The organism is Bdellovibrio bacteriovorus HD100, from assembly GCF_000196175.1.
GTDB classification, from domain to species: domain Bacteria; phylum Bdellovibrionota; class Bdellovibrionia; order Bdellovibrionales; family Bdellovibrionaceae; genus Bdellovibrio; species Bdellovibrio bacteriovorus.
The window spans coordinates 671,571-690,426 of record NC_005363.1; the positions used below are offsets into that span (position 1 = coordinate 671,571).

Sequence of the window (18,856 nt, forward strand, 5' to 3'; positions counted from 1 at the left end):
AACTATCTTAGATGATTCAAGGCCTTGTTGTACAGACGATTGAGTTCATTCATCGAGGAGTCGATCAGATGGCGGTCTTCGGCCAGTTTTTCAGACAGGGACTCCGGCAGACGCAGATGGCTTTTGGCCAGCAGTTTGATCAGATCTTTTTGCAGTTGAGAATGATTCAGCACCCAGCAGTTGACGGTGTTTTTCCAAAGATCGGAATGAACGCTGGTCTGGCGCGTGTCCAGGATCAGCACGGCGTGGGATTGAATCGCACGCAGATAATATTCCGTCATTTCAACGGGTGTAAAATTCTGTCCCGCCAGCATCAAAGCGGTACTGCCACTTAGAAGTTGCTGAGTCACCGGGGCAGACAGAGGTCCAGTCAGAACCCAGCGGTCGGCACACTGGAATTCCGCCATCCACGCCGCAAATCTTTTACGATCACGCAGGGTCCAGTGGGCGTAAGTTCCCCACAAAGCCACTTTGTATTTTTGCGCAACCGCCCGCAGGCGCAGGAAATAATCCGAGTCCGGATTGAAGCGTGTTTCGTTGAAGGGCATCACCACGTAGGGGGATTTTTTCAAGTTCACGATCAGTGGCAGTTCGCTGCTGTCGATGGCCTCGTCGTTTTGCTCTGTTTTTAAATCCAGCACCGGCGGCAAAATTCCGCGGCCCTGACGGTTGGATCGGACATCCAAACCACGCAGCTGTCCCAGTGTTTCCACAGTCGGGCAGGTGATGATGTCACTTTCTTCAACCAGATAACGAACCGGGTTTCGGCGCGACAGACCGTTTTTGATATTCAGCAAAGAGGTCGTCAGAACACAGGTGGGGTGGGATTTTGCAAAGGTGGAAAGCACCATTTGCGCGGCATTCATTTTATCATCGTCCAAAAGCACATGCAGAATCTGGGGTTGCAGGCCGAATAAACCTGGGATGATACGAACGCCTTCCAGGAAGCTCCATTTTTTGAAATAGCCCATGAACTCGATGCCGCTGGTGTCGCGGGGAGTTTCGCCATAACTGGTCAGCAGAACCACCTCGTGCTGCTGGGCTTTTAAAGCTTGCGCCAGCTGCCACGAAGTCGCGTTCACATGTTTGCTAACCAGGATTATTTTCGCCATTCCAGTCCCAACGCTTTATAGATCTTGTGAAGGATTTTGCGGTTGGCTTCGGGGATATTGCGGTGTTTGAGTTCTTCCGGATGGATCCATTCCAGCATCATGTGATGCTTGGCCCGAGGCTCGCCCTTCCAATACAGGATTTCATAGAACAATATGAGAATCCCTACATCTCCGTAGGAATGCGTGCAGGCCAGCTTCAATTCACCGACCTCGGCCTCAATACCGAGCTCTTCATTCAGTTCGCGGGCCAAAGCTTCTTCAGGGGTTTCGCCGTTTTCAATCTTGCCGCCCGGGAATTCCCATTGGCCGGCCAAAGAGTTGTTTTCAGGACGCTGGCCCACCAGGATCTTGCCGTCTTTACGCAGAAATCCAGCCACCACCGGGATCCAATGACCCTTGCGGATTTTAGATTTTTTTTGCTTTGATTCAACTGCGCTATCGTCCGTCATTATACCTTCTAGCAACGTCATGGAAGAAACCGGGTCCATGAAACACAAGTGCAGAATAAATTTGAACAAGATCGGCGCCCATTTGCAATCTTTCAAAGACATCTTCTGGGCTCATAATGCCCCCAACACTGACTAAAAGCAGGCCTTCGCGTTTTTTGCCCAAAGTTTGAACAGCAATCTGAAGGGCGCGCTGCGAAAGTTGCTTTAAAGGAGCGCCAGAAAGGCCTCCTTCAGCTGGGAAATGGCATCCTGCGGGACGGGACAATGTGGTGTTCGTCAAAACAAAACCATCCACACCCAGTTCCTGGCAGTTGGACACGGCTTCGGCCAGTCCTTCTTCACCCATGTCGGGGGAAAGCTTTACCAGCACCGGCGTGGGCTCGAAGTGAGAAACACGGTCCACGATAGGGCCAATCAAGGCGCGCAGATTCTCTTTTTTCTGAAGATCTCGAAGGCCCGCTGTGTTGGGGCTTGAGATATTCACAACAAAGGCATCTGCAAACGGGCGGAACTGGTCCACCAAAGTCAAATAGTCCGCCACGGCATCATTGTTCGGAGTGTGACGGTTCTTTCCGATGTTTACAAAAATCGGGGTGCGGTAGTTCGGCGCATAGGACGCCAGATTGTGAAAAACTTCATCGCCACCGTCAGAAGGAAAACCCATCTTGTTCCACATGGCCTGAAGTTCCAGGTCGCGGTCCATGATTTTTCCAGGATTCGGAGTTTGCGCGCGGGGAGTGATGGTGCCGACTTCAACAAAGCCGCAACCCAACGCCCACCATTCTTTCAGATGTTCCGCATTTTTATCAACACCGCCGGCAATACCCATGGGATTGGCGAATTCAAGACCTCGCCAGGTAAAGCTCTTCCAGTGCGGAGTTTTTCGTCCGTGAATCAGAGAGTAGAGAGGAAGACCCAGTGAGCTCAGATCGTGAGCCCACTGGGGTGGTAAAAGCAACCAAGGGCGCATTAGCGAGGGTACAAGCCTCTGAGCAGCATCGCGCGCTCAAGACGTTGAACAGAAACCGCCATTGCAGCAGATCTCATATCAATGTTCTTTTCTTTGGCCAAAGAATAACCCTTGTCGAAGGCTTTGGTGATGATGCCTTTCAGGCGGCCATTCACTTCGTCTTCGTCCCAGAAGTAAGACATGGTGTCTTGAACCCACTCGAAGTAGGAAACGATCACACCACCGCCGTTGGCGATAACGTCCGGAGCAATAAAGACACCGCGTTTATGAAGGATTTTTGTCGCCGCATTGGTGATAGGACCGTTGGCGCCTTCCACGATGATCTTTGCCTGGATTTTTTCTGCATTGTGCGTGTCGATCTGATTTTCCAGAGCGCACGGGAACAAAGCATCACACTTCACTTCAAGCAGCTCTTCATTGCTGATCGGCTGAGCTTTTGGATAACCCTTCAGGAACTTGTGAGCCTTGATGTATTCGTTCACTTCGTTGATGTCCAGACCGTCGCCGTTGAAGATACCACCGGAAACGTCACTGACAGCCACGATGCGGGCACCGCGCTCATGCGCAAATTTCGCCGCGAAAGAACCCACGTTACCGAAGCCCTGGATCGCGATGGAAGCGCCCTTCATGCTCATGTTGCAAACTTCGAAAGCTTTTTCTGCAACATAAACAACACCCAAACCGGTCGCATGGTTACGACCCAAAGAACCACCGATTTCCACCGGCTTGCCAGTCACCACGCCCGGTTGAGCGAAGCCACCTTGTTCTTGAGAATAAGTGTCCATGAACCAAGCCATCGTCTGTGGATCAGTGCCCACGTCCGGAGCTGGAATATCTTTTGTCGGGCCCACGAAAGGACCGATTTCAGAAGCATAACGACGAGTCAGATTTTGTTTTTCAGTGCGGGAAAGTTTGGTCGGATCAACAGTGATACCGCCTTTTGCGCCGCCCAAAGGAAGACCCAAAACAGAGTTCTTGAAGGTCATCAAAGCCGCAAGGCCGACAACTTCGGAAAGGTCCACGTTCTGGTGATAACGGATGCCACCTTTGTAGGGGCCCAACGTTGGAGAGTATTGAACACGGTAGCCCGTGAATACTTTCACACTGTGGTCGTCCATACGAACAGGGACAGAAACTGTGATGCAACGACGAGGTCTTTTTAGACGCTCAAGGATGTTGGGATCGCAGTTGATAATTTTAGCAGCTTCATCGAGAGTTTGAATGGCGTTTCTGAAAAGAGGCCCGTCATAGAGAGGCTCTATCTTGTGTTCCATGGTATGTGTCTCCTTAAGTACACGGTGAAATTTTAGTGAAGTAAATACTCAAAGTCACTCCGGAAAAAGGTGATGACTCAGTGGTTCTTTTTGACCACAATGGGCCTATGCTTCAGTCGTGGTTTAGCCTATTTAGCGTCCTATTATTCAGTCCCCAACTTTATGCCGAAAGCCCGCAAAGAGCTTTTATGGAGCAGTTCCAAAGCTCCCGAATCAGCTTCCCGGCGGAGGACTCTCCGTTACTGGGTGACAGCCCGGGGCGTTATCCAGAGCCTTTGAATTTTATCATGACCAATCTCATCAGCTGGATTCCCACCGGTGAACCCAAGCTGATGTCCTCAGGCTGTGCCCCGGAAGTTTGGGCGGCACGCATGCAAGACACGCGGGTTCAGAAGTCCGCCCAGTTGCAGGGGGCCTTGGTGCAGAAATACTTCCAGGACTGCCGGTCCGAACTTGAAACCGGAGACAACGGTTCGTTAGTCAATCTGCGCCGGATGATGACAATGAAGTACGACCCACAGGGGCATCCGTTCCTGCGCCGGGTGGTGGTCAATCTGCCAGGCAACGTAAAACTGAAAGGTCTGCTGGGCTTGAAGGGCGACATGAAACGCCGTCCGCTGGTGATTGTGCGTCTGGGGATTTTTTCCAACGTTGAGGACTTCAAACCAGAGCGTGCGTGGCTGATGATGTTATTTGAACAGTCGCCGTTTAATGTTTTGATGCTTGAAAACATGTCCAGCCCGGACTTTGTTGCCAATAACAGCCGCTTCTCTTTCGGGGGGTATGACGAAGGCATTCAGAATATTCTGGTGGCGCGACTGCTGCAGGACCCGATTGAACCTCTGTCGCAGATGGTGGACAGTGTACACGTGTTTGGCATCAGTCTGGGGGGGCATGGGGTGCTCTATTCCTCCCTTCTGAACAAATACAATTCACCGAAGCGCGGCCCGTTGATCAACAGTTTCACGGCACTGTGTCCGGTGGTGAACCTGCGCTCGACGATGCAGTCCCTGACCCACAGTGGGGTGAAGTCCGCGTTTGTGGATCTGTGGAGCCGCCAGCGCCTGAAAGGCCTTGAGCAGAAAATCCCTTCGCTGGTCACGTATGACAACTTTGCTTTCCTGAGCAAGGCCATCTCTGAAATCGCCCGCACCTATCATGGCGGTCTTTCGTACGTGAAAGCCGTGAATCTGCCACCGGGGCAGGAGGACAGCATTCATTTTTGGGATCTGAATGATTTCTGGCGCCACTACAAGCAGGTCGAAGAGCCGGTGATGATCTATGCAACCGAGCAGGATCCGGCGGTGCCTTATGATCTGAATGCCCAGATGCTTTTGAATAAAGACCTGAAGGTGGACAGCAAAAATATCCGCGTGGTGGAGTTGCCTCAGGGGATGCACTGCACTTTGCCGATTCCTTACGACTGGAGTGCTTTGACCTCGTTGTTCCAGTCTTATATTTTGTCTCATTCCCCGAACTTTAAAATGACCGAACAAAAACTGGAGATGGATCTTTCCGACGAGGAGTGGACCGGGTTCTTTGACTCCGGCTCTCGCGTGAAGTTTGAAGTCGAAGAGCCAGGCAAAAAACAGGGCTTCGTGACGGTCGGTTTGGAAGTGGAAAATGCCAAGGGCAAAACCAAGTCCATGAGTCTGAGTCTGCCGCTGTCGCAGTTTGATTTCCGTTTCTTCAACAAAGACATGACCGGATCTGAGCAGGAAATGATCGTGCGCTGGCTGAATCAAAATTTGAAAGTGCGCATTGACCAAAGCAAAGGCAAAGCATTGCTCGTGGCCTCATGGCCGGTGGCCCTTTGATTATTTCGACAGTTCTTCTTTGAAGAAGTCGGAATGCTCCGCCAGCTTTTCCATATAGCCCTGCACATCCTCTTTTGCCTCTGCGGACAGGCGGTGGAAGGGAGTGATGTGCTCATCCGGGACATAGCGGAAGGTGAAGTTGATCCGCCGGGTTTCAAAGTTTGAAATCTCGTTCAGCGGGAAAGAATCCCCGGACTTGCGATCCACGCGCTGAACGCGGTGGAACAGATGTTTCTTGAATTTATCCCCGCCAAAAATCTGCAGCGAACTGTCTTCCAGCCATTGTTGGAAGACGGCATTGGATTTGGATTCCGTACCCTGGCTTGAAACGAACTGGAAGAACGCACGTTCCCCGAAAGAAATCGACGCCACCGGGCCTGGTTCAAAATCCTTGTGCTCGCCCACGCGGGCGCAGTCATTCTTTTTGCCGTCTTCACCAATCTGATCGCCGTAATAGTTGATCAGGCAGGTGTTCAAATGCCAGCCGCGGGGGATATCCCGGGGCGCATAGGTGTCATGCACCAGGGCTTCGATCTTTTGGATCAGATACTCCAAAATCGGCGGATATCCTTCAGCAGTGACACAGCGGTTGTAGATGCCTTTGGGCGGATGATAATAGTTCAGACAGGCAAACTGCCAGTTCCCCAGCCAGTACACCGGGCGCAGCAGCGGACGCTGTTTCTGGTTTTCCGGTGGTGGGTTGTTTTTGGAATAACGCATTTCCCAGATCGGATAGAGCGTTTTCAGATAGGCCATAATCTCGGCCTTTTCGCGGGCAGAGATGTAGTTCTGCTTGTAAATCAAACCATAGGGCAGGGACTTTTCGCCGCCGTCATTGCCGCCTTTTTTCGGGCCAGTGCTCGCGGAACGCGGGGCCGGTTTGGATGGGAATCTGCCTTTGGGTTTGAACATAGGCCAAGGGTTCTATCATGAGGCCCCCGGGGCCGCCAAGTGCGGGGTTTTGGGGGTGACAGGCCGGGCCTTTTTGGGCTACAAGGGAAGCTCAATTGCTCCGGGAGAATGAAAAAATGACAACACCCGTAAAGGCCTCCGTGGGTCCTCAGGAAAAAGAACTTCTTCTAAATCAGATTCCTTTCCTAAAAGGCAAAAAAATCCTGATTATCGGCGATGTGGGCCTGGATGAGTATGTCATGGGCCAGGTTCGCCGCATCAGCCCCGAAGCACCAGTCCCGGTTCTGGAAGTGGAAGAAGAAGACATGCGCCTGGGGCTTGCTGCCAACGTGGCTCAAAACGTGGCCAGCCTTGGTGGGGAAGCCATGCTGGTTTCTGTTGTGGGCGATGACACCGGTGCCAACCTGCTGCGTGAACTGTTCGCCAAAAGTGGTGTCAGCTGGGATTACATGATCGTCGACAAGGCTCGTCCCACCACACGCAAAACCCGCGTGATGGCCAAACACCATCACCTGGTGCGTGTGGACTATGAATTGCGCAAGTATCTTTCTGCCGAAGCCGAAGCCCGCCTGATTGAGACTGTTGAAAAGAATGTGGCTAAAGCCGATTGCGTGGTGATCGAGGATTACGCCAAGGGTGTGATTTCCCGCAACGTCGTGGAAAAGGTTGCTGCTATTTGCAAAAAGCACGGAAAAAAACTGATGGTTGATCCCCATCGCAACAACCACGGTTCATTCTATCAGGGCGTGGACTTGATCAAGCCAAACTATGATGAAGCGGTTGTATTGACGGGCATGGATTTCGATGATCTGCGTGACAACCCGAACAAGGTTGTGGATGTGGCGCGTGCTCTGCAAAAACTGACAGGTGCCAAAGATGTCGTTCTGACTCGTGGTAAAGACGGCATGACCATCGTTTCTGGTGATGAGATCACCGAAGTTCCAACCTATGCCCGTAAGGTCTTTGACGTGACGGGTGCGGGGGACACGGTCATTGCTGCTCTTTCCTTGGGGCTGGTTTCGGGCTTGTCTTTGGTTCATTCCTGCATGCTGGCGAACTATGCCGCCGGTGTGGTGGTGGGTAAAGTGGGCTGCGTGCCTTGCGAAATCCCGGAACTGAAGGAATACATCCAAACTGCGCACTAACGGAGCCTGCCATGCAAAAGACTTATACTGTGAACAGCAAGCTTTTGCCGGCGGGTTTTCCTCGCGAGTTTGATGCCCATATTTACTTTGAAAGTGCCAGCCTCACCAAAGCGGAGCATCTTCGCGACGAGGCCATTCGCATGTTTGAAGGCAAAAAAGTCTTCGTCGGCGAAATGATTCCGGAAGCCATCGGGCCGCATCCGGTCCCTATGTTTGAAATCAATTTTCCCAAAGAGCATTTTACGGAAGTGGTCCTGTGGCTTATGCATGAGCGCGGGGATCTTTCGGTCCTGGTCCATGAATTGACCGGGGATGACTTGTATGACCATACCCAGGCTGCCATGTGGCTGGGTCCGGCTGTTGAGCTCAAATACGACAGATTTAAGTGATCTTCTGTTTTTTTTTTGATTTTCGGACTGGTACTGGGGCCTCATGATGTTATACTGGGGTTCAGGCAGCACGGAAGTCTTTGGCTGCTCGTCTTAAAATGATACTCGATTCTGTACGCTGATACTCGATATTCGTTTCCCGGTAACTACCGATACTGAACCACAGGTGATTGCGTCCCAACAATGTTTCGCCAACAAAGGACATGCTATGAACGTTCAGATTGTATCGTTTCACTGTGTTCTTAAAAACAAGCTGGGTAAGGTCATCAGTTCGACCTACAATCGTGATGTGCTGACTTCTTTGAATGGAGCCGAAGATCAGCTTCAGGCTCTTTCCAAGGGTTTGACGAACATCCGCAAGGGTGAAAAACGACAGATCGCTGTCAGGGCCGAAGAGGCCTACGGTTACTATGACACTTCCAAGGTTTTAGAGATCTCCCGTGATTCCCTGGTGGGCGGCCGCAAGCTGCGTCTTGGGGAAAGTGTGATCTTCGCCAGAGAAGGTCATAAGGCTGAAAAATTCCGAGTCACAAAGCTGTCGCCGGATCAAATCACCCTGGATGGCAATCATCCCTTGGCCGGGCAGGATCTGATTTTCGAAATTGAAGCTTTGGAAGTTCGGGAAGCGACACCGGAGGAAATCCGTGAATCGCTGCCGGACGTGGAAGATGGCATGACTCTTCACTGATAAGAAAGGGCGCTGTGCGCCCTTTCTTTATTCGCAGCCCATGGCTGGGCCCAATTCGGTCTGGTAGGGAGGGCCCATTTTCCTGACCTGCTCGCAGCTGTTGTTGACCTTGTGAGCGCAGACTTTGAAGGTGGGCACACCTTGAGAACGCAGCGTTTTCAGGATTTCAACAGCGGCAGGGACACTTCGAATGTGACTTCTTAAGAACCAGTTGGTCAGACTGAGCGAACCAATGCACAGATCCATGCTGATCTTCCAGTCGTTCATCTTTTCAATGAAGGCCGGACACTCATGATCCAAAGACTTTAGGATCAGGGCGTCGATTTCAGGTCTGGCGATCATTCTTTTGAAGCGTGATTCTGAAACTGACCCGATCATCTCGCGATCACAGCGGACAATAGCTGTCTCCATGGCTGAAACCGTAATGGGATTTTCTGGTTGAAGCAGCTGCCAAAGGGCGGTGGAGTTTCTATAGTCTTCGTCAAAGATTCCCACGATTGGCAGCAGTTCGTGCAGGACCAGCAAAGTCCTTTGTTTTTCGTTCAACTTTTTCCAGGCCGTTCGCGACATGACGATCTTTGGAGGAATGGCCAGAGGCTGGTTGACGGCGGCGACTTCGCGCCCATCCAGTGTCAGGGACTCGACGGAAGAAAACACCACTGACAGTCTTGCCTGATCCAGAACTTCACGTTTGATCGCAGCACCGTTTTCCAACGGCAGATTCAAAGGCAGCCGTTCCAGAGCCGAATCCAGGGCAATCAAAAACTCTGCAACAAAAGGGTCACCGCCGTTGGTTTCCTGACCGTCGTTCAGCGGCGAGGCCCACACCGGGGAAAGCATTCCGATCAGCAGGAAAGACAAAATCAGTTTCATAGAATCTCCTCTTTAACAGGATACAGGGCGCTGCTGAAGTTATAGACGGCATTCAGTTGATGTCTTCTTTTTTCAGCCAGGCGGTGAATGCGGTGGCGGGCTTCGCGGATGATGTCTTTAATGGCGGGAATATCGTCGGTATGAATGGCGACGGTCAGAGTGCTGTTGTCGCGTTTTTCCATGGGCACTTCTTCCAGGGCTTTTTGTGCCATCTCCAGATATTTTTTCTGCAGGCCCCGGCGCAGTTCGGTGGTGTAGGGAATGGTGACAGTGGTCAGATTTGAAGGCAGGTAGTTTCCGTTATCAGTGCTTCTGTGCAGAATTTTATGACTTTCCAGATACTCGATGGTCTTTTGGATCTGTTCTTCTGTCATGCCGAAAAGATCCGCCAGCGCCGACATGTTGCGGGTGGCATTCGGCAACTTCAGCGTTTCCAGCAGAATCGGGTGAACCCAGCTGTAAGTGGATTCAAAGAACTCTGAATTCAGCGGGTTGAACGAATTGGCGCCATTCACGACGCCCTTAAGCTGTTCAGTTTCTTCCGGCGTGAGCTTCATGCAGTCCACCCACTTTTCGACGGTTTCATCTGAAGGGATGCGCAGACCGTTTAACACTTTGGATAAAGAGCTGGGGTCCGTCTTTAGCAAGCGGGCAAAGGATCTCAGAGAGAATTTGGGATTCTTCTCCTGACGTTTTTTTAACTGTAACTGCATAAACTGTTGGACTGTCATGGAGCAATTAATTCATGACTATGATTCGCTTTAAAACAAAAAAGTGAAATGAAGCGTGTAATTGTGGCTTTAACGCGAGCCACATTGCGCGTTGCGATGCGCTTGGGGAGCGGATTTGAGGGCTGGACGAAAGGCTTCTCAGTTCGTTCTCAGCTCCGTTTTAAATGCATTTCTACAACATAATGTGGCGACGAAATAGAGCAACACTGAGAAAAACCCGAACCTTTCTATAGATTTGAATGCAGTACGTTTTACGACGGAGTCAGGGATGTTTTGGGTTGTGACTTTAACAATGTCAGTTCTGATGTTTTCTGCCAGTGGATGTTCGCTGGAGGCCAACATCAGTGACTTGAACCAGCAGGTGCTGCCGGCGCCCGCAGCTGTCCGTCACGACAAAGATTATCAAAATACAGAATTGGCCGTATCAGGCCATTATCAAGTTCAAGGTCAAATTGCAGAAACAACGGAAAGACGGAATAGCGGGAACTACGTTGTAGAAGGAGTTATCGCTTATGAATAGATCCAAAATTCTGATTTTGAATCTGTTGTTGTTTTCGTCCGTGGCTTTGGCACAAACCAATGGCAACAAAGGGATCACCTTTCAGGGGGTGATCAAGGACAACTCCAATCCCTCCAGTCCCGCGTTTCCCACTGTGACCTCCAATGTGGTGGTGCAGATCCTGGGTGTTCGCAGCGATGGCAATTCCTGCATTCTGTGGGAAGAAATGCACTCGGGTGTGCAAATTGAAAAGGGTTATCTTTATCTTGTCGTCGGGCGCGGGAGTAAAACCGCTCAGCCGACTTTAAGCTTTAAAGACGTCTTTAACGACAAGCCTAAAACCAGTCTGACGTGTTCAAATGGATTTACCGATTACACGCCGCTGGCGACTGACAGTCGCAAACTGCGCGTCGTGGTCAGCAGCCTGGGTATCACTGCTGACTTTAATATGCGGTCGGCTCCGTTGGCTGTGCATTCTGAAACTGCAGGAAGTGCGGAAGCTCTGAATGGCAAAGCCAGTGCCGACTTTATTAACGTGAATACGCCAGGCGGGTTGACTCAAGCAGCGGCAGAGTCCTGGTTTGGCAGCACCATGATGGCCGATATTCTGGCGGGGACTTACGTGGCCCCCACGGCAACCACCGCCGGCAATGTGACCGGAGTTGTGGCTGTGGCTAACGGCGGAACCGGAGCCAGCACCGCCGCGGGTGCTCGGACAAACCTGGGACTGGGACCTTTGGCAGTGATGAATCCCACAGGGACTGCGGATGCCACGACTTATCTGCGTGGTGATGGGACGTGGGCGGGATTGCCGTCAGCACCCACATTGGCGGGTGACGTCAGTGGGTCCGTGGGCGCAAACACCGTTGATAAGATCAAAGGCACGGCGGTGAATACCACGGCTTTGGCTGACGGCCACTTCCTGCGCTTTGAGAGCGGGGCATGGATCAACGGCGCCCTGGTGGCGGCGGATGTCCCGGCTTTGGATTGGGCCAAGATCACCACGGGGAAACCTACGAACTTGGCAGGGTACGGGATCACTGATGCCGTCAGTAAAAACGGCGACACCATGGCCGGCGCCTTGAACATGGGTTCTAACGACGTGACTGCAACAGGCTATGTTTTGATGAGCCCGCAGCGCGCGTTGGGTTTGGGAACATACACGAATGCGCAAGAAGCCACTTTGACAGGCGGACTTTCAGCCGCTCACAAAGGTTACACCTGGTACAACAGTGAAGCTCATCAGGTGAAATTCTGGAATGGAACGACTGTGCAGGCTTTGGGTGTTGCAGGTTCCGGGATCACCAGCATTGGTGGTCAGACGGGTGGTGCGCAAGCGTTTGCGACCGGCACCGTGGGCACGGCTCCTGCCTGGTCTTCGGGTTCTGACACTCACACTTTGAATATTCCAATGGCCGCGACGGGTTCGGTGACGGCGGGTTTACTGAGCAACGCCGACTATGCGGCTTTCGCGGCGAAGCTGGGAACAGCGACCAACTTTGGCGGCGATGTCACCGGGACTTATAACGCCATCACTCTGAATACGGTGCCGATTGCAAAAGGTGGTACGGGACAAACCACAGCGACAGCGGCCTTCGGTGCGTTGTCTCCGTTAACCACCAAAGGGGATGTGCTTGTGCATGATGGAACGGCCAACCTGCGTATGGCGGTGGGTTCCGACGGCAAGGCGTTGATCGCCGACAGCGCCGAAGCTGCCGGAGTTAAATGGGGCGACATTTTCTCCACCGATTTGCTTTCTATGGTGACCACGGGAATTGTTCAGCGCAATGGGGCGGGATCTTATTCTGCGGTGACGGTGAATGGGCCGTTGACTTATTCCTCCGGAGCTTTGGGTGTGAACGTCGGCACGGGCGCTGGCAGCGTGGCTGCGGGGGATGATGCCCGCATCACAGGTGCTTTGCAGCGCAGTGGTGGCACCATGACTGGCGTCCTGGGTTTGGGAACTTACTCCAATGCGCAGGAAGCCACTTTGGTGGGGACCTTGAATGCGACCCACAAAGGTTATGCCTGGTTTAACAGTGACGCCAATCAAGTGAAAATCTGGAATGGGTCAGCGGCCCAAGCGCTGGGCATTGCCGGTTCCGGTATCTCTTCCTTTGGTGGCCAGTCGGGGAATTCCCAGTCTTTGGCTATCGGCACGTCTGGAAATTCACCCGCGTGGAGTTCGGCTTCAGACACGCACACCTTGAATATCCCGATGGCTTCTGCCGCGAGTGTGACCGCGGGTCTTTTAAGCAAAACAGACTACGATGCCTTTGCATCAAAGCAGGCCGCAGGAAATTACGTGACCGCGTTGACCGGGGATGTGACGGCGGCGGGACCTGGTTCTGCGGCGGCAACAATCGCCGCAGACGCGGTGACTTCGGCGAAGATCGCCAATGGCACTATAGTTGGTGCGGATATGGACTTTACCGGAGTCAACACGGCGACGACTTCGTTTGCAATGAAAGACGGCACCGGCAAGTTCTTTAATTTCGCGTGCGCGACGACTGGCCACGTTCCAACGTGGACCGTGGCGGGCTTTGTCTGTCAGGCGGCGGCTTCGGGGGACTTTAAAGCAGACGGCACGGTGAACATGACGGGGCCGTTAAAGGCCGTGGTCGGCTCGGCGGCAGCTCCAGGCTACACTTTTGTTGGAGACACCAACACGGGCATGTTCGGTGCGGCGGCGGATGCTCTAGGATTTTCCACTGCCGGTGTTGAGAGGATGAGGCTTGATGGCTCCGGGATGACGGTGCAGGGGCCCAGTTCGTTTCTTGTTGTTAAAGATACAGTTTCGGGTGGGGACACTGAAAGCGGTCTTTTCATTGAGGGTGATGGGGCCACAGGAGGACTGACAGCTTTGTCTGATGGGTATAGCAATCATCCGGCGTGGGCCGATTCATTGATGCTGTATTCTGATACAGTCAATTCTGGTGGTTTAAGACTTCATGCTAACGCCGGAAATATCACCCTAAGTAATGGCTGGTCGCCCAACGTAGACCGGATGGTGCTTTTGCCTTCTGGAAATGTCGGTATCGGCACCTTAACTCCGGGTTCTGCCTTGGAAGTGAAAGGTGAGATCAGAACATCAGGAACAACTTCCGGCTATACGGGCTTTAGAGCTCCCGCATCCGGAAATAATATCACTTATACTCTTCCCGGCGCTGACGGCACCAATAACCAGGTTTTGACCACCAATGGTTCCGGCACGCTGTCGTGGACCAGCCCCGCAGCTGGCGGAATCACGTCCCTGGGCGGATTGACAGCAGGGACACAGACTTTTGCGATCGGCACCAGTGGAAATGCGCCGGCATTTAGTTCAGCGACCAGCACACACACATTGAATATTCCAATGGCGGCAACGGCGTCAGTGACGGCGGGTTTGATATCCAAAGCAGAATACGATTCCTTCGCCGCCAAACAGGCTGCAGGAAATTATGTGACAGCCCTGACCGGTGACGTCACGGCCACAGGTCCCGGGTCAGTAGCAGCGACAATTGCGGCAAATGCGGTGACGTCGGCCAAGATTGCCAATGGCACGATTGTCGGCGCGGATCTGGATTTCACGGGAGTGAACACCGCAACGACTTCGTTTGCCATGAAAGACAGCACTGGCAAGTTCTACAACTTCGCCTGTGCGACCACGAGCCATGTTCCGACTTGGACAGCAACTGGCTTTGCCTGCCAGGCGCCTGGGGCGAATATCACTTCAGGAAATGTGACGACGGCCTTGGGGTACACTCCGGTGAATGACGCTGGAGACACTATGACCGGGGATTTGACCTTTGATGCGACCAAAGGGATTTACTTCAAAGACTCATCGGGGCCAGAGAAAGTATATTTAAAAGCACCGACGGCTTTGGCCGCCAGTTACAATCTGACCTGGCCAGCGGCGGTGCCGACAGCGGGGCAGTCCCTGCAGTCCGATGCTTCGGGGAATTTAAGCTGGTACACGCCCAGTGCTGGTGCGGGCGATTTCAAAGCTGACGGTACAGTGAATATGACCGGCACCTTGAAAGCGGTTGCGGGAACCGCCGCGGCTCCGGGTTACGCTCTGGTTGGTGACACCAACACCGGTATGTTCGGTGCGGCGGCCGACACGCTTGGTTTAGCTACGGCGGGTGTTGAAAGAATGAGGCTCGGTGCTACTGGGATGACCGTTTCGGGGACTTCCGATGACAACGTAAGCCTGAGTGTTGAAAGCCCGGATAACTTTTCCGGATATTCCACCAAGATGCAGATCACAGACTATGGTGGCGCGGGGGCCGTGGGGCTGTGGATTCAAAATGCGGGTGGCACCAAAGCTTCCCCGACAGCAACAACGGCAGGAACGATCATCGGAAGACTTTGGTATTCGGGCTATGCTACTGGCTTCCGACCGGCGGCGGGTATCAACGTCACGGCTCATCAAAACTTCACCGCCACCAACACGCCAACAAATATGATTTTCTACACCGGCCCCGTGGGAAGCTCCACGGCCTTGGAACGTATGAGAATTGATTACGCCGGGAACGTCGGTATTGGCACGGTGGCTCCGGGCTCGGCTCTGGATGTGAAAGGCGAAATCAGAACCTCCGGAACAACATCAGGCTATTCGGGTTTCAGAGCGCCAGCTTCCGGGAATAATATCACTTACACGCTTCCAGGAGCTGATGGCACAAACAACCAAGTCCTGACGACGAATGGCTCAGGGACACTGTCTTGGACAACGCCGGCGGCTGGCGGTATCACCTCCTTGGGTGGATTGACAGCGGCGACGCAGACCTTTGCGATTGGCACCAGCGGCAATTCTCCGGCATTCAGTTCAGCGACCAGCACGCATACTTTGAATATTCCGATGGCGTCGGCAGCTTCAGTGACCGCCGGTCTGATCAGCAAGTCTGAGTATGACACCTTCAACGGCAAGTTGTCGGCCACGATCACGTCCCCGTTGGCGGGGCAACATATTCGGCACAATGGTTCAGCCTGGGTGAACGCACTGGTGGCTTTGTCGTCAGATGTGACGGGGACTTTGTCCATTGCCAACGGCGGTACCGGCGCCACCAGTGCGGGATCGGCCCGGACAAGTTTGGGCATCGGATCTGCCGGTACAAGAGACACGGGGGCAGTCTCTGGAAATGTGCCGCTGATTGGTGTCTCGGGGATCACGGCGAACAAGATGTGTACTTCGGATGGGACCAGTTCGATCATTTGTAACACGAACATTCCCACCAGCCAGTGGGGAGTCTCGGGTTCCGACATCTACTATAACGCGGGCAAGGTGGCCATCGGCACCACAGTTGCGGATCGCAATTTGACCGTAACGAACAACTCTTCGGGGCAGGGGTCGATCAGTGTTCAGAACAATAGCGGCAGCGGAGTAAGCTCAGTCGAATTCTTTAATAGCAGTGGTGGGCCGGAAGGTTTCGTGGGCTGGGGGAACAGCAGTGCCAGCGGTGTTTCCAATACTGTTGTTCTTGGTTCTAATGGAGTAAGGCAAGTGGCTTTGTTTACCAATAACACCAAAGTTCTTACGGCTTATTCATCGGGGAATGTCGGAATTGGCGTGGCTGGTGATCCGGACGTCAAACTGAAGGTCAATGGAACGATCGCTTCGGCTCAGGTGAATGACTTAAGCCCGACGAGCTTCGATCTTTCACTCGGAAATTTCCAGCACACTTCGACGGGCTGTTCTGGAACTTCGTGGGATCTGGTGAACATGGCGGAAGGTGCGACGTACACCATCGCCGTACAAAATAACACACACACGGGTGCCTGCAGTTTCACGAATTCAGGTTCGACGTTCCGTTACCAGCCCGCCAATGCCACACCGGGTGTGGGGCATGTGATCTATTCCTTTATGAAGGTGGGAACAGTTGTCTATGTTTCGTGGGTTGAAGGCTTTAACTAAGTGGCAGGATCCGGGGGGGAGAATGCTAAAAAAAGTTACGACATTCGCAGCTCTTGTTTCTTCGTTGCTGCTGTCAATGAACGCTCTCGGATTCGGTGGTGGTTTCTGGCAGAAAAGACATGTGGGGTTGCAGCTCCTGGCTGGTCAGTTCGATGCCTCGGCGATGATCAATGGACCGCTGAGCATCGCTCGATTCAGGGAACCTCGTGATGCGGTTGTCAATGCGGCTGGAGATATCTTTATCGTGGACAGCAACGCCTCTGTCATTCGCAAGATTTCCAATGGCGTTGTTTCAACCTTTGCCGGGAAATTTGGTGTTTTCGACCATGCGGATGGAACGGGTGACAGTGCCCGGTTTGACTACCCGACAGGGATCACCATCGATGGCAGTGGAAATCTTTTTGTTACGGAAGGAAACAACCACACCATTCGCAAAATCACTCCGGCAGCTGTCGTGACGACGGTGGCGGGGTCACCCGGGAACGCCGGCACGGCTGATGGAACCGGATCTGCGGCAAGATTCAACAATCCCGAAGACATCACCTTGGCTGCAGATGGCAACTTTTATATCACTGATAAAAATAACAACATGATCCGCAAAATGACGCCAGCCGGGGTTGTGACGACTTTTGCCGGTGACGGCACCTATGGTTGTACTGACGGAACGGGTGCTGCCGCACATTTTAATTACCCCACCGGTATTGTGGGAGACTCGGCGGGGAATCTTTTTGTAGTGTGTTCAAGCTGCAGTACGATTCGTAAAATCACACCGGCCGGGGTTGTGACGACCTTTGCGGGACAGGCCTATACCACGGGTGCAGTGGACGGAACCGGCACCGCAGCCCGGTTTAGTTGGCCCGTCGGAATCACCATCGACAGTTCTGACAACCTGTATGTGGCGGACTACAGTAATTCAGCAATTAGAAAAGTGACATCCTCGGCCGTGGTCAGTAACTTTGCAGGATCCTATGGTGATTATGGTGCGGTGGATGGCACAGGGACCGCGGCGCGATTTGCCGGGCCGGCGGGTGTAGGTATTGATGCGTCCGGGAATTTGTTTGTCACCGATTCTGACAATGCGTCGATTCGCAAGGTCACACCTGCGCGAGTTGTTACCCTGGTGGCAGGATCATTGGCTGGGGACAGTGATGGGTCGGCGGATGGGACGGGGACTGCGGCTTCCTTCCATAGCCCCGAAGGAGTTGCGGCCGATCCAGCCGGCAATCTCTATGTTGCTGATACAATGAATAGAACGATTCGAAAAATCACACCCTCTGGGAATGTAACTACGATAGCCGGAAGTCCTGGTCAGATTGGGTCTGCGGATGGAACCGGGGCGGCGGCCCGCTTCTCGTACCCCACGAAGCTGACGGTGGCGGAGGACGGCAATATCTACGTAGCCGATGAGTATCGAATCAGAAAGCTCACCCCGGGTGGCGTGGTGACATCGTTGGCGGGGGACTACGACAACTCCGGTTCCGCCGATGGGACGGGGACATCGGCTCGTTTTGGCGGAGTCGCCGGCATCGCCAGCGATGGGGCTGGAAGTCTTTATGTTTCTGATTCCGGAAATTACACAGTCAGAAAAGTGACCTTGGCTGGTGTCGTGACAACTTTGGCAGGGCAAGTGGGCATTCAGGGAAGTGATGATGGAACCGGAACTGGCGCGACCTTTTCCCGCGTGGCGGGCATCACCGTCACTCCGTCGGGGAATATTTTTGTGGCGGACACTGACAATAACGTCATTCGTAAAATCACCGTCGCCGGAGTCGTGACCACTTTCGCCGGGGCTGCCGGTCAGGGCGGAAATGATGACGGCATGGGAAGCAATGCCCGCTTTTCTCAACCGCATTTTGTCGCGACGGATTCTTCAGGGAATCTCTATGTTGCCGAGTGGGGAGAAGCCACAATTCGCAAGATCACCTCAGGTGCGGTCGTCACCACGATTGCCGGGGTGCTTAGTACAAGTCCCGGTTATACGGGGTCCCTTTCAAATGGAGTTAAGCAGTCTGAGATTGGCAGCGCTTTCAGTATTTGTGTGTCAGGGCGAAGAATTATTTTTGTTGGCGAGAATATCGTGAAATGGGTCCCGCGTCCTTAGTGG

The 18,856-nt window shown here is 53.1% G+C and carries 14 protein-coding genes; 7 read left to right on the forward strand and 7 right to left on the reverse strand.

What is annotated here, in order from left to right; translation table 11 throughout:
* Positions 1-2: 2 nt before the first annotated feature.
* The 4 genes from BD_RS03275 to BD_RS03290 are packed head-to-tail and all read right to left on the reverse strand — an operon-like array spanning position 3 to position 3,805.
* A complete protein-coding gene (locus BD_RS03275) occupies positions 3-1,112 on the reverse strand; it encodes a hypothetical protein (RefSeq protein ID WP_011163274.1) in 1,110 nt (369 codons plus the stop codon).
* On the reverse strand, positions 1,100-1,561 hold the full coding sequence (gene mutT / locus BD_RS03280) for an 8-oxo-dGTP diphosphatase MutT (RefSeq protein WP_011163275.1): 462 nt from the start codon (positions 1,559-1,561) through the stop codon (positions 1,100-1,102). Before mutT ends, BD_RS03275 begins: the two co-directional genes overlap by 13 nt.
* Entirely contained in the window at positions 1,548-2,531 is a 984-nt protein-coding gene (locus BD_RS03285) for a quinone-dependent dihydroorotate dehydrogenase (protein WP_011163276.1), read from the reverse strand. The genes mutT and BD_RS03285 overlap by 14 nt, the downstream gene beginning before the upstream one ends.
* Positions 2,531-3,805: a Glu/Leu/Phe/Val family dehydrogenase gene (locus tag BD_RS03290; protein WP_011163277.1), complete on the reverse strand. Its 1,275-nt coding sequence runs from the start codon at positions 3,803-3,805 to the stop codon at positions 2,531-2,533. The genes BD_RS03285 and BD_RS03290 overlap by 1 nt, the downstream gene beginning before the upstream one ends.
* A 188-nt stretch (positions 3,806-3,993) precedes the next feature.
* On the opposite strand from BD_RS03290, the gene BD_RS03295 reads away from it, so the two are divergent.
* The gene (locus BD_RS03295) at positions 3,994-5,622 is read left to right on the forward strand and encodes a hypothetical protein (protein WP_157865643.1); all 1,629 of its coding nucleotides are present in this window, start codon (positions 3,994-3,996) and stop codon (positions 5,620-5,622) included.
* Here the strand turns inward: BD_RS03295 and BD_RS03300 are convergent, their stop codons facing one another.
* Positions 5,623-6,534 carry an alpha-ketoglutarate-dependent dioxygenase AlkB gene (locus BD_RS03300; protein ID WP_011163279.1) on the reverse strand — a complete coding sequence of 304 codons (912 nt, stop codon included), beginning with the start codon at positions 6,532-6,534 and terminating at the stop codon, positions 5,623-5,625.
* Between the two features lie 116 nt (positions 6,535-6,650).
* Between BD_RS03300 and rfaE1 the strand changes: the two genes are divergently transcribed.
* The 3 genes from rfaE1 to BD_RS03315 all read left to right on the forward strand — a co-directional run bounded on the left by rfaE1 (position 6,651) and on the right by BD_RS03315 (position 8,756).
* On the forward strand, positions 6,651-7,679 hold the full coding sequence (gene rfaE1, locus BD_RS03305) for a D-glycero-beta-D-manno-heptose-7-phosphate kinase (protein ID WP_011163280.1): 1,029 nt from the start codon (positions 6,651-6,653) through the stop codon (positions 7,677-7,679).
* 11 nt (positions 7,680-7,690) lie between these two features.
* Positions 7,691-8,068, forward strand: coding sequence for a DOPA 4,5-dioxygenase family protein (locus BD_RS03310; RefSeq protein ID WP_011163281.1), 378 nt, complete (start codon positions 7,691-7,693; stop codon positions 8,066-8,068).
* A gap of 208 nt (positions 8,069-8,276) precedes the next feature.
* A complete protein-coding gene (locus BD_RS03315) occupies positions 8,277-8,756 on the forward strand; it encodes an FKBP-type peptidyl-prolyl cis-trans isomerase (protein ID WP_011163282.1) in 480 nt (159 codons plus the stop codon).
* Between the two features lie 27 nt (positions 8,757-8,783).
* Here the strand turns inward: BD_RS03315 and BD_RS03320 are convergent, their stop codons facing one another.
* Positions 8,784-9,629: a hypothetical protein gene (locus BD_RS03320; RefSeq protein WP_011163283.1), complete on the reverse strand. Its 846-nt coding sequence runs from the start codon at positions 9,627-9,629 to the stop codon at positions 8,784-8,786.
* Positions 9,626-10,342: a TIGR02147 family protein gene (locus BD_RS03325; RefSeq protein WP_015089873.1), complete on the reverse strand. Its 717-nt coding sequence runs from the start codon at positions 10,340-10,342 to the stop codon at positions 9,626-9,628. Before BD_RS03325 ends, BD_RS03320 begins: the two co-directional genes overlap by 4 nt.
* A gap of 286 nt (positions 10,343-10,628) precedes the next feature.
* Between BD_RS03325 and BD_RS03330 the strand changes: the two genes are divergently transcribed.
* Genes BD_RS03330 through BD_RS03340 form a run of 3 tightly spaced genes read left to right on the forward strand, consistent with a single transcriptional unit; the run spans position 10,629 to position 18,853 of the window.
* On the forward strand, positions 10,629-10,880 hold the full coding sequence (locus tag BD_RS03330; protein WP_011163285.1) for a hypothetical protein: 252 nt from the start codon (positions 10,629-10,631) through the stop codon (positions 10,878-10,880).
* Positions 10,873-16,752 (forward strand): beta strand repeat-containing protein, encoded by a 5,880-nt coding sequence (locus BD_RS03335; protein ID WP_011163286.1) that lies wholly within the window; start codon positions 10,873-10,875, stop codon positions 16,750-16,752. The genes BD_RS03330 and BD_RS03335 overlap by 8 nt, the downstream gene beginning before the upstream one ends.
* Before the next feature lie 22 nt (positions 16,753-16,774).
* The gene (locus tag BD_RS03340) at positions 16,775-18,853 is read left to right on the forward strand and encodes an NHL repeat-containing protein (protein WP_041583458.1); all 2,079 of its coding nucleotides are present in this window, start codon (positions 16,775-16,777) and stop codon (positions 18,851-18,853) included.
* Positions 18,854-18,856 lie beyond the last annotated feature (3 nt).

Excerpts from the sequence above, each read along its gene's own strand:
- BD_RS03275 (WP_011163274.1), bottom strand. The coding sequence starts at position 1,112 with ATGGCGAAAATAATCCTGGTTAGCAAACATGTGAACGCGACTTCGTGG.
- mutT (WP_011163275.1), bottom strand. The coding sequence starts at position 1,561 with ATGACGGACGATAGCGCAGTTGAATCAAAGCAAAAAAAATCTAAAATC.
- BD_RS03285 (WP_011163276.1), bottom strand. The coding sequence starts at position 2,531 with ATGCGCCCTTGGTTGCTTTTACCACCCCAGTGGGCTCACGATCTGAGC.
- BD_RS03290 (WP_011163277.1), bottom strand. The coding sequence starts at position 3,805 with ATGGAACACAAGATAGAGCCTCTCTATGACGGGCCTCTTTTCAGAAAC.
- BD_RS03295 (WP_157865643.1), top strand. The coding sequence starts at position 3,994 with ATGGAGCAGTTCCAAAGCTCCCGAATCAGCTTCCCGGCGGAGGACTCT.
- BD_RS03300 (WP_011163279.1), bottom strand. The coding sequence starts at position 6,534 with ATGTTCAAACCCAAAGGCAGATTCCCATCCAAACCGGCCCCGCGTTCC.
- rfaE1 (WP_011163280.1), top strand. The coding sequence starts at position 6,651 with ATGACAACACCCGTAAAGGCCTCCGTGGGTCCTCAGGAAAAAGAACTT.
- BD_RS03310 (WP_011163281.1), top strand. The coding sequence starts at position 7,691 with ATGCAAAAGACTTATACTGTGAACAGCAAGCTTTTGCCGGCGGGTTTT.
- BD_RS03315 (WP_011163282.1), top strand. The coding sequence starts at position 8,277 with ATGAACGTTCAGATTGTATCGTTTCACTGTGTTCTTAAAAACAAGCTG.
- BD_RS03320 (WP_011163283.1), bottom strand. The coding sequence starts at position 9,629 with ATGAAACTGATTTTGTCTTTCCTGCTGATCGGAATGCTTTCCCCGGTG.
- BD_RS03325 (WP_015089873.1), bottom strand. The coding sequence starts at position 10,342 with ATGCAGTTACAGTTAAAAAAACGTCAGGAGAAGAATCCCAAATTCTCT.
- BD_RS03330 (WP_011163285.1), top strand. The coding sequence starts at position 10,629 with ATGTTTTGGGTTGTGACTTTAACAATGTCAGTTCTGATGTTTTCTGCC.
- BD_RS03335 (WP_011163286.1), top strand. The coding sequence starts at position 10,873 with ATGAATAGATCCAAAATTCTGATTTTGAATCTGTTGTTGTTTTCGTCC.
- BD_RS03340 (WP_041583458.1), top strand. The coding sequence starts at position 16,775 with ATGCTAAAAAAAGTTACGACATTCGCAGCTCTTGTTTCTTCGTTGCTG.